The organism is Providencia sp. PROV197 (assembly GCF_028479625.1).
Lineage (GTDB): Bacteria > Pseudomonadota > Gammaproteobacteria > Enterobacterales > Enterobacteriaceae > Providencia > Providencia vermicola.
The window spans coordinates 112,199-127,115 of record NZ_JAMPNZ010000001.1 but is presented as its reverse complement, the minus strand read 5'-3'; the positions used below and the strand labels follow the sequence as shown (position 1 = coordinate 127,115).

Here is a 14,917-nt window from a genome sequence, read left to right as displayed (position 1 = left end):
ATTAACCATTGACTAAATCCATTTAAATCAATTATTTAACTCACTTTTAGAACGCCGCACTTAGCGCCTTTGATTACCTAATCCGCACAAGTACCAGAACCACTGAATAGGTGTAATTTACTTTATATTCAGTGAGTTGTAGTCAAAAGGCACTCGGGGGCGAGTGCCTTTTTTTTGTGTGTAAACTCTGAACATTGAAATATCAAACTAGGCTCCTCGTAAGTTCAACACCTATCAATAACCAGGCTTATCTCATCTTTTTTACTTATACCTTTTTAATCTAAATTATGTGATACAGATCTAAATACTGCACAAAGCCAGTCATATCCATGATCATGAATTTCATTCATGTTGTAGTGAAATTAAGTCGCTTTCACTCATTCAGCGGCTCTGGCATAAATGAATTAACGCTAACAAGTTAACTTATTTACAACATAAAGATTGATGAATGAGAAACAAAAACTTCTAAAAAATCAAGAAGTCAATTTAGTTTCCATCTTGGAATTTAGGGTGCGACAAGACGATGAACAAAAATTTTACATTTACGATTAAAAGTAGTCTTTTTGATGAAAATTATAATCCTTCTGAAAATACACGGATCACAACTAACTTTGCTAATTTAGCTAGAGGGAAAAATCGTCAAGAAAATTTGCGTAACACGCTTGCCATGATGAACAACCGTTTTAATACGTTAGCCTATTGGGATAACCCGAAAAGTGACCGATATGCAATTGAGCTTGAAATTATTTCTGTGGAAATGCGTGTTGAAAATAATGCCAATACCTTCCCTGTGATTGAGGTATTAAAAACAAACATCGTTGATAACAAGACGGGGCAACGTACAGAGGGAATTGTCGGAAATAATTTTTCTTCTTATGTCCGTGATTATGATTTCAGTGTTTTATTGTTAGATCACAATAAAGACCAAACAAACTTTAGTATTCCTGAAAAATTTGGCGATTTACATGGAAATATCTTTAAATGTTTTGTTAACTCGAACGAATACAAAGCACATTTTAATAAGCCGCCAGTTATTTGTTTAAGCGTCTCAAATAAAGATGTTTACCATCGCACGGGTAATCAGCACCCAGTATTAGGTATCGAATATCAGCAAAATGGAGCTTCATTAACGGATCAATATTTTAAAAAGATGGGATTACAAGTTCGTTATTTTATGCCACAAAACAGTGTTGCTCCATTAGCCTTTTATTTTACGGGAGATTTGCTGAGCGATTACAGCAATATTGAACTGATTAGTACGATCAGTACGATGGAAACATTCCAGAAAATTTATCGCCCAGAAATTTATAATGCAAATTCAGTTGCAGGGCAATGTTATCAACCGAGTTTAACGAACCAAGATTATTCGTTAACAAAAATTGTTTATGACCGCGAAGAACGTAGCCGATTGGCTATTGAACAGGGGAAATATACAGAAGAGCATTTTATTGAACCCTATAAGCATATTCTAGAACAATGGTCTGCTAGCTACGCACTTTGATTAATGATAAAAATTTAAGGTCAATTATTATGAAAACATTATTACCAACATCTACCGCTGGCAGTTTACCAAAACCTTCTTGGCTTGCTCAGCCTGAAACCCTTTGGTCGCCTTGGAAGTTAAAAAATGAAGAATTAATTGAAGGGAAACAAGATGCGCTGCGTTTATCCCTCGAAGATCAATTGCGTGCTGGGATTGATATTGTGAGTGATGGTGAGCAAACTCGCCAGCATTTTGTGACTACATTCATTGAACATCTCAGTGGCGTTGATTTTGAAAAGCGTGAAGTGGTTAAAATCCGTGATCGTTATGATGCGAGTGTTCCGACGGTAGTTGGGGCTGTTGAGCGTCAAAAACCAGTCTTTGTTGAAGATGCTAAATTTTTGCGCCAGTTAACGAAACAGCCGATTAAATGGGCATTACCAGGCCCAATGACTATGATTGATACGTTGTATGATAACCATTATAAAAGCCGTGAAAAACTGGCATGGGAATTTGCTAAGATCCTGAATCAGGAAGCAAAAGAGCTCGAAGCCGCAGGCGTTGATATTATTCAGTTTGATGAGCCTGCATTTAATGTATTTTTTGATGAGGTGAACGATTGGGGGGTGGCGGCGCTGGAAAGGGCGATTGAAGGCCTGAAGTGTGAAACAGCAGTGCATATCTGTTATGGATACGGCATTAAAGCCAATACAGACTGGAAGAAAACGTTGGGTTCTGAATGGCGCCAATATGAAGAAGCATTCCCTAAGCTGCAGACTTCGAGTATCGATATTATTTCACTGGAGTGCCATAACTCCCATGTTCCAATGGATTTAATTGAGCTCATTCGTGGCAAAAAAGTGATGGTCGGGGCGATTGATGTGGCAAGTAATGTCATCGAAACGCCAGAAGAGGTCGCTAATACGTTGCGTAAAGCACTTCAATTTGTGGATGCAGATAAGCTTTATCCATCAACTAACTGCGGAATGGCACCACTGTCGCGCCAAGTTGCGACGGGTAAACTCAATGCCTTAAGTGCAGGGGCAGAGATTATCCGTAGAGAGCTGTTAAATAAGTAATCTATTCGAATAATAGCGAATCAAGAGAAACCCAGAATCAATATCTGGGTTTTTTGTTGCCTTAGATTTCTTATTTCAGTCTAACTTGAGGTATATTAGATGAATTATCATTAAATAATTTTTTGAAATAGGAATGTCGGCAATGGCTCTAATCCCTAAAAACTACGCACGTTTAGAAAGCGGCTACCGTGAAAAAGCCCTAAAAATTTACCCTTGGGTGTGTGGACGTTGTACTCGCGAGTTTGTATATTCTAATTTACGCGAGTTAACGGTTCACCATATCGACCATGATCATACCAATAACCCTGAAGATGGCAGCAATTGGGAGCTATTATGTTTATTTTGCCATGATCATGAGCATTCAAAATACACAGAAGCAGACATGTATGGCACCAATGTTGTGGCGGGGGAAGATGCACAAAATGATATCGAAGCGGCAACTTATAACCCATTTGCTGATTTGAAATCGATGTTAAACAAGAAAAAATAATAACAAGTCACCTATCGAAAAATAAGCTAGAGTCTTTAGCTTTATCTTATTTGCCTTTAACTAAGCCTCTGATAAAGAGGCGTTTTTGTTTTAGGCGAGCTGTTTTCAATGGATTAGAATCTTTCACTATTTGATTGCATATCAAAATAGAATTTAGTCATTAGCACAAAATGGTCAAGCAAGGGTTTGACTTTATCTCTCAATGCGGACTATATTTAATTCATTCAAATGAATTAAATATAAATAAGAGAGGAAACAGATGAATAACCTAACGATACCAAGTCCATTTTCGTTTGAAGAACGCGATAGACGATGGGGGATTGCGCGGAAAATCATGAAACTGCATGATCTTGAAGTCCTTATGGTTTATGGGGACAGGGAATCAGCGGCACCCGCACCGTTTTGTATTGATCACTATTTCACCAATGATCGTTTAGGGTCGGTTGTGATCTTCCATCAAGATAAAGCCCCACTGGTAGTCACATTCGCCCCCATGATGGTAGCTGATCATATGCAAGCACAAATGCGAGGTGATAGGCAGTGGATATCACCAGAGCAAATAGTTGTAGGGAAAACAGGGCGTAATATTGCGCAGGTATTTGTTGATTTAGGTGTGTCTGCAAATGCGAATGTTGGTGTAGTGGGGTTAGAGCCTTACCCGCCATTTTATTTCGATGGTGCAATGCCGTATAACACATTGACGGGAATAAAAGCGCGTTTACCTCAGTTAAATTTTGTCCCTGTTTACCGCTCGTTTTTTCAACTCGCCTCCGTGAAAAGTGCAGAAGAACTTGAGCATGTAAAATATGCTGCAATGATAGGTGAGGCAATGAGTGAAGCGATGCGTTCTACAGCTATTGTCGGTAATTCAGAGGCGGATATTGCGGCGGCAGTCACCGCGAAATGTTTATCTATGGGGGGATTCACTGCCGAAATTTTGATGGGTTCAGGACCTGAATATATTGGGTGGGGTCAGCCTGCGTGGCAATACCGTTCACAAACGCCACGAAAGATACAGCAAGGTGATATTGTGTTAACAGAAATATTTGCTCTGTATGGCATGTATGAAACACAGCACCAAGCTGCGGTTGCGGTGGGGAAAATTCATCCCAATATCGAAAAAGCGGCAGCTGTTGCAAGGGAATGCTATGAAATTGGTGTTGAGTACCTTAAAGAGGGGGTCACATTCGGTGAAGTGGTGGATGAAATGGAAAAACCGCTGTTAAAATCGAAGGGGTGGCATGTACATCCATTGATCCACAGTATTAATCCTTATGGGCCTATTGGCTTTGGCACAGCCCCTGGTATTGAGTCATTACCTATTGCCCAAAAATACCGTCAATTGGAACGGTTGCCAAATCCAGGGCGTGAATTAGTTTTGCAGGAAGGGATGACGTTTGCCTTTGAACCTAACTGCGCATTTGGCTATCATTTATGTAATCTCGGTGGCACAGTGGTTGTCGGTAAAGATAGGGGGATTGAACTGAATAATAATTCTACTTATCTTATGCGCGCGGACATATAATTTTAGGAATAACAGCAAGATATGAATGACACAAATAAAAACATACTTTCATCAGAGTTAACGAAAGAAAAGTTAATTAATGAAGGGATTAAACAATTTGCGATTCATGGCATCAATGGCGTTCGTACGCGACAATTGGCTGAAAGTGCGGGTGTTAACCAGTCTGCAATTCCCTATCATTTAGGGGGAAAGCTAGGTGTTTATTGCGCTGTTATTCAAAAAATTGCGAGCGATTTATCTCGGGAAAGTAATGTTCAGGCGTTTGATGCACAGCTTAAACTAGCTATGCAACAAACACCTATTGAGCAGGCGCAAGCAAATCAGTTAATTAGTTTATTGATAACAGGGTTAGGGAATGCGTTGTTATTACCAAAGCATGAATATTATTCCGTGCTTATTCTTCGTGAGCAACTTGAGCCTACAGAAAATTATGATGTTATTTATCGGGACTTTATCGAACCTTTCCATACACGTTTGTCAGGGCTGATCCAAACGATTAATCGCATTGATAAACAAACCGCGATTATCCGAGCTCATGTATTGATAGGACAAGTATTAGGTTTTGTTGTCGCGCGAAAACCTTTTCTTAAGCGACTCAATGCTCAGCAAATTGATGAACGTTTATTGAGTGATATATTGCAGCAAATCAGCTTGATGGCAATTCAAGCTTTAATGATAGGGAAATAGTGGCTTAGTATACTAAGCCACTTTTAGGCGACGTTCGGTGACTTCGCTAATATTCTATTCTTCAATTAGTGGATATCTTCGTGGCTGCGGTAAACTAACGATAGCTCAGGATGATTCCACAGACTGGCGGGCGTTACAGTAGTGCGTTCCCAAGGTATTTGACCAATAAACCAAAGTTTCCAAAAATTTAATTTTGCATTCGGATTCTTTGTTAATAATTCTTCAAACGTTTCAATTTCACCAATTTGTACAGATAAGGCAGATTGGTAAATATCAAATACAAATTTAGAACAAAATTGCCTTGGCGACTCATAATTAAACCCCGTATGGTAAAACTTATTTAAACGGGCAGGGACTTGTGCAACCAAGGCATTTTTTTGCTCTTGTGTTAACGAGTTGGCGAAACGGCGCACACTATAACGCTTATCTGAAGAACGAGCGATAAAACGTGAAAGTGTCGTGGTTGTGGATAAAGGCACACGGCTTTCGGCAATTAAATAATCTTCACCATCGTGCCCGATGATCATACCGACATGGTTGCTCCAACATAAAGAGGCTGAAGCAATTTGACGAAATAACTCGGTACCAATACTGGTAAAAACAATATCACCCACTTCATATTCATAGGGGTAGTTTGTTTGCATCATTACAATACCTCAATATAAATGAAAGAATATCATTAAGGTATAGTTATAAAGCTTAGCAAAAATCTGACTATCAGATAAAAGCGTAAAATCTTCTTTGTTTAGCTTGGGTATATCTTATTCATCTGCTCACTTAGTAACTTCACATTGTGCACAATATCAGTTTCAGTATGTGCTGCATAACCAAATAAAATGGCGTTTTGCTTGGTACTTTTAATGCAATATCGTGATAAAGGCTGTGCACCAAAACCTAATAAGCGGCACTGTTCAAGTATAAGATTAATATCGTACCCAGCCTTTATCCAACATACAGTGTGTATTCCTGAATCTGTCATTTGTACTTCAAATAAATGAGGGAGGTACAGGTTAATCGCATTGAAAAACGCGTTCTGCCTATCATGGCATATTTTGCGTATTTTACGCACATGGCGAGCATAGTGGCCCTCTTGAATAAACTGGGCTAGAGAGGCTTGCTCTAGGTATCCACAATGGCTATCACTGTAGTATTTCATCATGGTAAATGCTTCACTCAGAACTTCTGGCACAATTAAAAAACCTAAGCGAAACCCTGGGTACATCATTTTTGAAAATGTGCCCGCATAAATGACTCTTTGCTGGTTGTCTAAGCCTTGTAATGCTTGAATTGGCTTAGATAAAAAACGAAACTCGCTGTTATAGTCATCTTCAAAAATCCATGCATTATTATGTTGTGCCCAATCAAGCAATGCTAAACGGCGGGATAGACTTAATGTAGTGCCTAAAGGAAATTGATGGGAAGGAGCGGTATAAACTAATTTGGCATCTCCATGGTGTTTCGCACCATAAGCGATATCCATGCCTTCGGAATCGGATGGTATCGGTGAAACTTCAGCCCCTGCTGCAGTTAAAATAGCGCGAGCGCTGTCATAGCCTGGGTCATCAAGCCAAACTTTATCACCTTGTTGTAACAGTACTTTCGCAGCTAAGTTAATTGCCTGTTGGGTTCCATTGACAATGATAATTTGTTTCTCTTTGCAGTGAACGCCGCGAGTGGAGTGAACATAATCCACCAGCAATTTCTTAAGGGGCGTAAACCCATCTGGATGATTGAAAAAAGGGATAGTTTGTTTCGATTTACGCCAAACACGGCCTAATAATCTTCCCCATAGTTCATGAGGAAACTGATCAACACAACCAATACCAATATTAAACATTTGGCGCGATTTTGTATTTGGTCGTGATTGATTCCACAAACTTGTCAATATTGCGACTTTAGGATTAAGATTAAGTGCATTATATTCAGGCTGCTTAATTGTTTGTGAAGTCGATGCTGTACGAACTAATTCGTCAGGAATATTTGCTGACACATAAGTGCCAGAGCCTTTTTTGGAATACAAATAGCCTTCATCAATTAACCTCTCAAAGCCTGCAATGACTGAGTTACGCGAAATAAACATCATCTCAGCTAAAGCCCTTGAGGACGGTAGTTTCACACCTGAAGCTATACGACCATCTAAGATTGCATTGCGGATCGTGTGATACACATTTTCTTTTATATATCCCTTATCAAGTAGGAGCAATGGAAACTGAGCTTGTTGTTTACGTCGCATAAGTGGATCCTAAATAAATAACAAAAGTGTATCTTATACAGCACCAGATGGGATTGTACTATAACCACATTATGTAATATATCTACAAATGGAAGGGTTATTATGAATAAAGCTACATTACCAGTTACGATTGAGTTTGTTGCCCCAGAACATTATCCAGAATGGTTAGTGTATTGGTTGGAATACCAAAAGTTCTATCAAGTTGAATTAAGTGAAGAGGTAACATTAAAAGCTTGGGAGCGTTTTTTTGACGATAATGAGCCTATGCACTGCGCAGTCGCTCTTGAAGATGGCAAAGTGGTTGGTTTCGTCAACTATTTATTTCATCGTTCAACATGGGCAAAAAATGACTTTTGCTATTTAGAAGATTTGTATGTCACGCCAGAAATGAGAGGGCGTCACGTTGGTAAGCAGCTTATTGAATTTGTTCAAGTGCAAGCACAAGATAAACAATGTGGTCGCTTATATTGGCATACACAAGAAACTAATTTACGCGGGCAAAAACTGTATAACTGGGTGGCAGAGAAACCAGGGGTGATTGAATATAGAATGCCATTGTAATCAATGTAGTAGCATATCCTACATTTCAGTGACTGACTGACCCGTTGTTTGATAACAACGGGCTTTTTAGTGGAGTGGGATTAAGTGCAAAAAATATGTTTAACTTGCGAGTTGGGAGCGAACTTCCATTAAAGCAAAACCTAAAAGATTTAATCCTTTCCACGTGAGTGGATTTTCGATATTTTCTGCATCTTCGGCAAGGCCTATTCCCCATATCTTATCAACAGGGCTGGCTTCAACTAATACGCGCTCGTTGGTTGAAAGTAAAAATGTTTTAAGTTGTTCGTTTTGGCTAAACTTGGCCATATTCGCGGCAACAACAATTTCGAAACGTTTATCATTCCAAACATCTTGTTTAAATCCACGAACCTCGCGACCAAACGCTTTTGCTGCTCCTGGGTTAGGCGCATGAATGATTTTTCCTAACGTTTCAATATCACCAAATAAACGTGCTTTTTCTGCCATCATAAAATGCTCTGCACTTGCGAATCGGTGCCCATCGACAATAAACGGTGAAGGGTACCACTGACTAAAGCAGCTTTTCGTGACTTGATTTTGTTTGGTTTGGTGCCCCCAGAAAAAAACATATTTGAATTTTTTCCCTGAGCGGTAATGCTTACAAAGGCTTTTAATATCCATAGGTTAAGTTTAATTAAATAATAATATTCTTAGCATACGGAGAAAAAAGGAATTGAGCTATCAGAAAAGCCTGCTTATGTTGATAAGCAGGCGGGGTAATTAGAGAACTTTGCTTAAAAACTCTGCAGTACGAGGGTTTTTAGGTGCTGAGAATAGTTGTTCAGGAGGACCTTCTTCTTGAATGATGCCTTGGTCAATAAACATAACGCGATCCGCAACCTCACGGGCAAAGCCCATTTCATGTGTGACAATAACCATCGTCATACCTTCAGTTGCTAACGTTTTCATAACAGACAATACTTCACCAACTAACTCAGGATCCAGTGCTGAAGTCGGTTCATCAAATAATAAAATAGACGGCTGCATTGCTAATGCTCGTGCAATGGCAACACGTTGTTGCTGCCCACCAGAAAGGCTTGCAGGCCACGCATCAATTTTATCTAATAGGCCAACTTTGACTAAAAGCTGCTCAGCTTGTTTTAACGCTTGCTCTTTTTTTAACCCTTTAACGAGGGTCGGTGCCATCATCAAATTTTCAAGCACTGTCATATGTGGAAATAAATTAAAGCGTTGAAAAACCATACCAACATTTTCACGCATTTTATTGAGATCTGTTTTTGGGTCATGAACATCAAATCCATTGACTTTGATTTCACCGCCGTCAGGGCGTTCCAGTGCGTTTAAACAACGTAAAAAAGTACTTTTCCCTGAGCCAGAAGGACCAATAACACAGATAACTTCTTGCGGATGGATCTCACAAGAGATTCCGCGTAAAACATGGGTATCCCCAAATTTTTTTTGTAAATCATTAACGTAAATCACTTCTGCCCAACCTTCTTTCCATATATTGCACTAACTGAGCGAGTATAAATGTCAGCATCCAATAAATTATTGATATTGTTAAGTAGGGTTCCCAGTATGTGGCATATGCCCCAGAAACAGTTCGCGCAGCATAGGCGAGATCGGCCAAACCAATTGCGGAAGCAAGTGATGAATCTTTGACAATAGCAATCGCGTTATTACCTAAAGGAGGTAGAATTCGGCGGAAAGCTTGCGGAAGAATGACCTTACGCATTGTTTTTGCCCAACTCATTCCTAACGCCCGCGAGGCTTCCATTTGCCCTTTATCAATTGATTGAATGCCTGCACGAAAAATCTCAGAAACATAAGCCCCTGAATTTAAAGTAATAGCAATGACACAAGATAAAAATGCACCATAGTCAGAACGTAGCATTTTGGCGGTATCAACGGACATTAACCCTGATGTAACGAACAACCCATCACGCGGATTAATAAATAATGGAACCAATGCAAAATGAACAACCATTATTTGTACAAATAATGGTGTACCACGAAAGGCGCTAACATAAAAACGCACGGGCCATTGTACGAAATAGCGTAAAATGGGTTTCCAAATCCCTTGTTCCGCTTTGGCCGTTCTCCCCAGCCCAAGCGTGAGCCCCCACAAAGAGCCTAAAATAACGCAAATAATGGTGGCCTTTATGGTCATTAATGCGCCTTCAGCAAATAGTGGGGCGTACTCTTCAATTATTTCCCAACGAAACGCAGACATCTTAATTTCACCCTGATTTATAACGAGAAAAAGCCACCTAAAGATGGCTTTAAATTAAATAAAGCTATTGTTTTGGTAATTGCGGAACATTTGCATCAAACCATTTTTGGTAGATTTGGTTATAAGTGCCATTTTCAAGGATGGTATTTAAACCATTATTAATCTTTTGTTGTAATTCACTATTTCCCTTAGCAACCGCAATACCGAAATATTGTTTTTCAAAATGGTTATCGTAGATTAATTTAAATTTTTTCTCTGGGTGAGTTTTGATGTAATACTTAATGACACCAACGTCACCAACTGCTGCGTCAATGCCGTCTTCATACAGTTCTTGCAACAATAAAGGTGTATTATCGAAACGTTTAATTGATGTGCTGTTTTTACCAATTACATCGGAAACCACAATATCCCCTGTACTGGAATTAACAACACCAACGTTTAAATCTTTTAAGCTATTTAAATCGGTAACATTGGAAGACTCACCGATCACGATAGCTTGTTCAGCAGGAAAATAAGGATTGGAAAAATCAACCATATTTTTGCGTTTGTCTGTGATAGTTATCCCTGAAATTAAAATATCTCTATCCCCTGAGGATAAAGTGGCAAAAATACCTTCCCATGGTGTGTTAACCAGTTTGACGTCAAAACCTTCTGCATCAGCAATGGCTTTAATAATATCAATATCAAAACCTTCCAATTGTTTTTGGCTATTTTCAAACTCAAATGGTCGATATGTTCCACCAGCACCTACGGTATAACTGTCTTTTGCGTAAACATTCCCTGCGAATGCAGCCAGTGTCATACAACCAGCAAAAACGAGCTTTTTAAACATTTTAGACCTCTTTAATTATGCATTTATAGTGAATAAAAATACATAAAATTAATCAGGCAAGCAAATAGTATTTCAAAATTAAGGTTGGATAATGTCATTTGCTGATTTACTGATGCACGGTCGACCTTGAATCTGGCTAAAATACGAACAAAAGAGTAAAGGGGAGATACGCTGTATGATATTTTTGTTAAACCAATCATAAAATCGGAAGGATATGGTTAATGAGGGCTTTTTTTACCTATCCGTTACAAAAAATTAACGTTAAACTCTGGAGTGACTTCTTATAATGGACTGATATAAAAAGATAAATCATAATGAGTAAAATATTGTTAGTGCTCTGGCCACTATTTGCATTGATTGCGATAGGCTTTATATTAAGACGTACTCGGTTATTTTCGCCTGATTTTTGGCCTGGAGCCGAAAAACTCAACTATTTTATTTCCCGCCTTATTAATTAATAGCTTAGCAAGTGCCCCTTTAAATAATCCTAAATTAACTTATTTAGGTAGTGCGATCCTCTGCATTTTAGCGATAAGTTCATTATTAGTGCTGATAAGTAAATATTTATGCAAAATAACTGTCCCTCGATTTGGTGCGCATATTCAAGGGATCACGCGTTTTAATACTTATTTAGGCTTAGCTATTGTGGCCGATTTATTTGGTAAAGAGGGGGTTGCCGTTGCCGCAGTTATTATGGCAATTTTAGTGCCAAGCTGTAATGTTATCGCGGTGCTGGCGTTATCTTCAGGGAAAAAAGTGTCAGTAAAACAACTCTTATTACCCATCATTAAAAATCCGTTAATACTCTCTTGTGTTATCGGAATTTTGTTAAATTTATCGCCTGTGGGGCTACCTTTTGGTTCTGAACAATTATTAAAATTACTCGCAGCAGCAAGTTTACCATTGGGATTGATTTGTATTGGTGGTGCGCTGCAAACAACAACACTGCGTAAAGAATTCAAACCAATCATACTATCAACATTATTACGCTTGCTTGCTATGCCTGTATTAACGTTAATAATGGCTAAATTGTTTTCTTTGCCAAACTTAGAAACGATTTTATTGGTGATATTTTTTGCCATCCCTACTGCACCAACGGCCTATATTTTGACTCGTCAGTTGAATGGTGATAGCCAATTAATGGCTGGGATCATTACATTGCAAACTATTATCGCCGTGTTCACCTTGCCTATAGTTTTATCATTCGTCATGCATTAATGGTGATATGTTTTGCAACTGTCACATTGATACTCTATGTTATCGGGAGATTACTTCATCTGATTAGGAGTTGTGTGTGTCTTTGGAAAAATGCCAGAAAAATGAAAACTTATCTATTGAAGATGTTTTGGATAAACTTTCGTTGTTATATTCAAATGCCATTCAATCATTAAGAGATGCCATTGCTGTTTATGTCACAAAAGGGCAGATACCAAATACAGACGAGAGAGAAAATGGGTTATTTGCTTACCCTGAGCTTTGTGTGACGTGGGAAGGAAAAATTGATCACTGTGAAAAAACCCGTGCCTATGCACGCTTTGTAAAAAAAGGAAATTATTCCATCACTGTGACTCAACCAGAGTTATTTCGCCATTATTTAACGGAACAACTTTCTATTTTACAGCAAGATTATGATGTATCTTTTGCAGTTCGTCCGTCTAAGACAGAAATTCCATATCCGTTTGTAATTGATGGCTCGGATTTAGTCCTTGATAGAAGTATGAGTGGTAGCCTTGCCGCTCATTTTCCGATAACAGATTTAGCCCATATCAGTGATGATATTACCGATGGCTTATATACCGTTTCGGAAGAAATGCCTTTATCGCATTTCGATGCGTTACGTGTAGACTTTTCACTTGCACGCCTTAAACATTATACTGGTACGCCACCAGAGCATGTGCAACCGTATATCTTATTTACCAATTATAACCGTTATGTGGATGAGTTTGTCAGTTGGGCTTGTGAGCAAATCCGTGATCCTGAGAGCCGTTATATTGCGTTGTCTTGTGTTGGTAATAACTACCTGACGGTTGAAAATGCGGATCCACAAATTGCTATTTCAGACATGACGTGGAAAAAATTCCAAATGCCTGCATATCATCTGATTGCACGAGATGGCTCAGGAATAACATTAGTGAATATTGGTGTTGGTCCATCAAATGCAAAAAACATTTGTGATCACTTAGCGGTATTAAGACCACATGCATGGTTAATGATTGGTCATTGTGGAGGGTTAAGGGAAAGCCAAAATATTGGTGATTACGTTCTTGCGCATGCTTATTTACGTGATGACCATATTTTGGATGATGTATTACCGCCAGATATTCCTATTCCGAGCATCGCAGAAGTTCAACGAGCACTTTATGATGCGACTAAACAAGTCAGTAATATGCCTGGCGAATTGGTTAAGCAACGTTTACGTACTGGAACTGTGGTGACGACAGACGATAGAAACTGGGAGCTGCGTTTCTTTGCTACAGCAAGGCGCTTTAGTCTGAGCCGTGCAGTTGCTGTTGATATGGAAAGCGCAACCATAGCTGCACAAGGTTATCGTTTTAGAGTACCTTATGGTACGCTTTTGTGTGTGTCAGATAAGCCATTACATGGGGAAATTAAATTACCAGGCCAAGCGAATAGCTTTTATGAAGGGGCTATCTCAGAACACTTACAAATAGGTATTCGTGCTATTGATTTATTACATCAAGAAGGGGATAAATTACATTCTCGGAAGTTAAGAACCTTTGATGAACCCCCATTTAGATAGCAAGGAGATGCAATCTATGGCTTTAATACCTGAAATAGAAACAGAAAGACTGATTTTATCGAAACACCAAGTCAGTGATTTCCCCGCGTTGACAAAACTGTGGGCGACAGAATCCATGGTACGCTATATCGGCGGTATGCCGTCAACCGAACGAGAATCATGGATGAGAATGCTAGCCTATGGTGGGTTATGGCCATTGTTGGGTTTTGGTTACTGGGCGGTAAGGGAAAAAGCAACAGGGCAGTATGTTGGTGACCTTGGGTTTGCGGACTTTCATCGAATGGTTGAGCCGCAAGTAAAAGGAATTCCCGAAGCAGGTTGGGTCATTACACCAGAATTTCAAGGCAAAGGCTATGCAACCGAGGCGATGCAAGCGGCGCTGAGTTGGTTAAAAGCGCAAAATAAGTATCAGCAAACGATTTGTTTTATTGAGCCGAGAAACTTACCGTCATTACGCGTTGCCGAGAAATTAGGCTATGTTATTGATCGTGAAATATTTATGAATGGCAATATTACTGTGCTATTACGGCAGAAGCTAACGCCTACAATGTTATAATATTAACGGGTTATCGTTCTATGCATGATGAATTAGATATTTCACAAGTGAGTCAACTGTCAGGTTTAGCGGCCTCAACGCTTCGTTACTACGAAGAGAAGGGGTTAATTAAACCGATTGGCAGAAAAGGCTTAAAGCGTATTTATCATGGCAAAGATGTGATAACCCGTTTATCTCTGATAAGTTTAGGGCAGCAGGCTAAGTTTACACTCGATGAAATTGCGGCAATGCTTAATCACCAAGATGGCCCCAATATAGAGAGAGCCAGCCTGATGGCTAAAGCTGAAGAAATTGAACAGACGATCCAAAATTTATTGGCGTTAAAAGATGGCATTATTCATATTGCTAATTGCCCAGAAGAGAACCATTTTTTATGTCCAAACTTTCAAAAAATCCTGAATAACAGCCTAAAATTAAACCGTATCAAGCATAAATAACCCATCAATTATCCCATATTTGATATTAATTAATCCCAAATTCAATCATAGAATGGGATAG

The 14,917-nt window shown here is 39.1% G+C and carries 15 protein-coding genes and 1 pseudogene; 10 read left to right on the top strand and 6 right to left on the bottom strand.

The window, feature by feature from the left end:
• The first annotated feature begins 523 nt into the window (after positions 1-523).
• The 5 genes from PR808_RS00625 (at position 524) to PR808_RS00605 (ending at position 5,264) form a co-directional block, all read left to right on the top strand.
• The gene (locus PR808_RS00625; protein ID WP_206084253.1) at positions 524-1,501 is read left to right on the top strand and encodes a DUF1852 domain-containing protein; all 978 of its coding nucleotides are present in this window, start codon (positions 524-526) and stop codon (positions 1,499-1,501) included.
• 29 nt (positions 1,502-1,530) lie between these two features.
• Entirely contained in the window at positions 1,531-2,562 is a 1,032-nt protein-coding gene (locus PR808_RS00620) for a methionine synthase (RefSeq protein WP_206084255.1), read from the top strand.
• 142 nt (positions 2,563-2,704) lie between these two features.
• Entirely contained in the window at positions 2,705-3,052 is a 348-nt protein-coding gene (gene yajD / locus PR808_RS00615) for a YajD family HNH nuclease (protein ID WP_206084257.1), read from the top strand.
• A 259-nt stretch (positions 3,053-3,311) separates the two neighbouring features.
• Positions 3,312-4,577 (top strand): M24 family metallopeptidase, encoded by a 1,266-nt coding sequence (locus PR808_RS00610; RefSeq protein WP_206084259.1) that lies wholly within the window; start codon positions 3,312-3,314, stop codon positions 4,575-4,577.
• A 21-nt stretch (positions 4,578-4,598) separates the two neighbouring features.
• Positions 4,599-5,264 carry a CerR family C-terminal domain-containing protein gene (locus tag PR808_RS00605; RefSeq protein WP_272538449.1) on the top strand — a complete coding sequence of 222 codons (666 nt, stop codon included), beginning with the start codon at positions 4,599-4,601 and terminating at the stop codon, positions 5,262-5,264.
• A 65-nt stretch (positions 5,265-5,329) separates the two neighbouring features.
• On the opposite strand, the gene PR808_RS00600 is transcribed toward PR808_RS00605, so the two are convergent.
• Together PR808_RS00600 and pdxR are read right to left on the bottom strand one after the other, a co-directional pair.
• Positions 5,330-5,908 carry a YebB family permuted papain-like enzyme gene (locus PR808_RS00600; protein ID WP_206084444.1) on the bottom strand — a complete coding sequence of 193 codons (579 nt, stop codon included), beginning with the start codon at positions 5,906-5,908 and terminating at the stop codon, positions 5,330-5,332.
• A 101-nt stretch (positions 5,909-6,009) separates the two neighbouring features.
• Positions 6,010-7,497: a MocR-like pyridoxine biosynthesis transcription factor PdxR gene (gene pdxR / locus PR808_RS00595; protein WP_206084263.1), complete on the bottom strand. Its 1,488-nt coding sequence runs from the start codon at positions 7,495-7,497 to the stop codon at positions 6,010-6,012.
• A gap of 102 nt (positions 7,498-7,599) precedes the next feature.
• Between pdxR and PR808_RS00590 the strand changes: the two genes are divergently transcribed.
• The gene (locus PR808_RS00590) at positions 7,600-8,058 is read left to right on the top strand and encodes a GNAT family N-acetyltransferase (protein ID WP_206084264.1); all 459 of its coding nucleotides are present in this window, start codon (positions 7,600-7,602) and stop codon (positions 8,056-8,058) included.
• 99 nt (positions 8,059-8,157) lie between these two features.
• Here the strand turns inward: PR808_RS00590 and PR808_RS00585 are convergent, their stop codons facing one another.
• From PR808_RS00585 to PR808_RS00570, 4 genes are all read right to left on the bottom strand, one after another.
• Complete coding sequence (locus PR808_RS00585) at positions 8,158-8,697, bottom strand: NADAR family protein (protein WP_206084272.1); 540 nt, start codon at positions 8,695-8,697, stop codon at positions 8,158-8,160.
• A gap of 99 nt (positions 8,698-8,796) precedes the next feature.
• Positions 8,797-9,519 carry an amino acid ABC transporter ATP-binding protein gene (locus PR808_RS00580; protein WP_206084273.1) on the bottom strand — a complete coding sequence of 241 codons (723 nt, stop codon included), beginning with the start codon at positions 9,517-9,519 and terminating at the stop codon, positions 8,797-8,799.
• The gene (locus tag PR808_RS00575; RefSeq protein ID WP_206084275.1) at positions 9,506-10,270 is read right to left on the bottom strand and encodes an amino acid ABC transporter permease; all 765 of its coding nucleotides are present in this window, start codon (positions 10,268-10,270) and stop codon (positions 9,506-9,508) included. Before PR808_RS00575 ends, PR808_RS00580 begins: the two co-directional genes overlap by 14 nt.
• A 64-nt stretch (positions 10,271-10,334) precedes the next feature.
• The gene (locus tag PR808_RS00570; protein WP_206084277.1) at positions 10,335-11,102 is read right to left on the bottom strand and encodes a basic amino acid ABC transporter substrate-binding protein; all 768 of its coding nucleotides are present in this window, start codon (positions 11,100-11,102) and stop codon (positions 10,335-10,337) included.
• A gap of 314 nt (positions 11,103-11,416) precedes the next feature.
• Between PR808_RS00570 and PR808_RS00565 the strand changes: the two are divergent.
• The 4 genes and pseudogenes from PR808_RS00565 to PR808_RS00550 all read left to right on the top strand — a co-directional run bounded on the left by PR808_RS00565 (position 11,417) and on the right by PR808_RS00550 (position 14,856).
• A pseudogene (locus PR808_RS00565) lies at positions 11,417-12,320 on the top strand (AEC family transporter).
• 82 nt (positions 12,321-12,402) lie between these two features.
• Positions 12,403-13,863: an AMP nucleosidase gene (locus PR808_RS00560; protein ID WP_371007212.1), complete on the top strand. Its 1,461-nt coding sequence runs from the start codon at positions 12,403-12,405 to the stop codon at positions 13,861-13,863.
• Positions 13,844-14,419 (top strand): GNAT family N-acetyltransferase, encoded by a 576-nt coding sequence (locus PR808_RS00555; protein WP_404460244.1) that lies wholly within the window; start codon positions 13,844-13,846, stop codon positions 14,417-14,419. The genes PR808_RS00560 and PR808_RS00555 overlap by 20 nt, the downstream gene beginning before the upstream one ends.
• Before the next feature lie 20 nt (positions 14,420-14,439).
• Complete coding sequence (locus PR808_RS00550; protein WP_206084285.1) at positions 14,440-14,856, top strand: helix-turn-helix domain-containing protein; 417 nt, start codon at positions 14,440-14,442, stop codon at positions 14,854-14,856.
• Positions 14,857-14,917: the final 61 nt, after the last annotated feature.

What these genes read in the sequence shown, in the direction of transcription:
- PR808_RS00625 (WP_206084253.1), top strand. Translation starts at nt 524, where the DNA reads ATGAACAAAAATTTTACATTTACGATTAAAAGTAGTCTTTTTGATGAA.
- PR808_RS00620 (WP_206084255.1), top strand. Translation starts at nt 1,531, where the DNA reads ATGAAAACATTATTACCAACATCTACCGCTGGCAGTTTACCAAAACCT.
- yajD (WP_206084257.1), top strand. Translation starts at nt 2,705, where the DNA reads ATGGCTCTAATCCCTAAAAACTACGCACGTTTAGAAAGCGGCTACCGT.
- PR808_RS00610 (WP_206084259.1), top strand. Translation starts at nt 3,312, where the DNA reads ATGAATAACCTAACGATACCAAGTCCATTTTCGTTTGAAGAACGCGAT.
- PR808_RS00605 (WP_272538449.1), top strand. Translation starts at nt 4,599, where the DNA reads ATGAATGACACAAATAAAAACATACTTTCATCAGAGTTAACGAAAGAA.
- PR808_RS00600 (WP_206084444.1), bottom strand. Translation starts at nt 5,908, where the DNA reads ATGCAAACAAACTACCCCTATGAATATGAAGTGGGTGATATTGTTTTT.
- pdxR (WP_206084263.1), bottom strand. Translation starts at nt 7,497, where the DNA reads ATGCGACGTAAACAACAAGCTCAGTTTCCATTGCTCCTACTTGATAAG.
- PR808_RS00590 (WP_206084264.1), top strand. Translation starts at nt 7,600, where the DNA reads ATGAATAAAGCTACATTACCAGTTACGATTGAGTTTGTTGCCCCAGAA.
- PR808_RS00585 (WP_206084272.1), bottom strand. Translation starts at nt 8,697, where the DNA reads ATGGATATTAAAAGCCTTTGTAAGCATTACCGCTCAGGGAAAAAATTC.
- PR808_RS00575 (WP_206084275.1), bottom strand. Translation starts at nt 10,270, where the DNA reads ATGTCTGCGTTTCGTTGGGAAATAATTGAAGAGTACGCCCCACTATTT.
- PR808_RS00570 (WP_206084277.1), bottom strand. Translation starts at nt 11,102, where the DNA reads ATGTTTAAAAAGCTCGTTTTTGCTGGTTGTATGACACTGGCTGCATTC.
- PR808_RS00555 (WP_404460244.1), top strand. Translation starts at nt 13,844, where the DNA reads ATGAACCCCCATTTAGATAGCAAGGAGATGCAATCTATGGCTTTAATA.
- PR808_RS00550 (WP_206084285.1), top strand. Translation starts at nt 14,440, where the DNA reads ATGCATGATGAATTAGATATTTCACAAGTGAGTCAACTGTCAGGTTTA.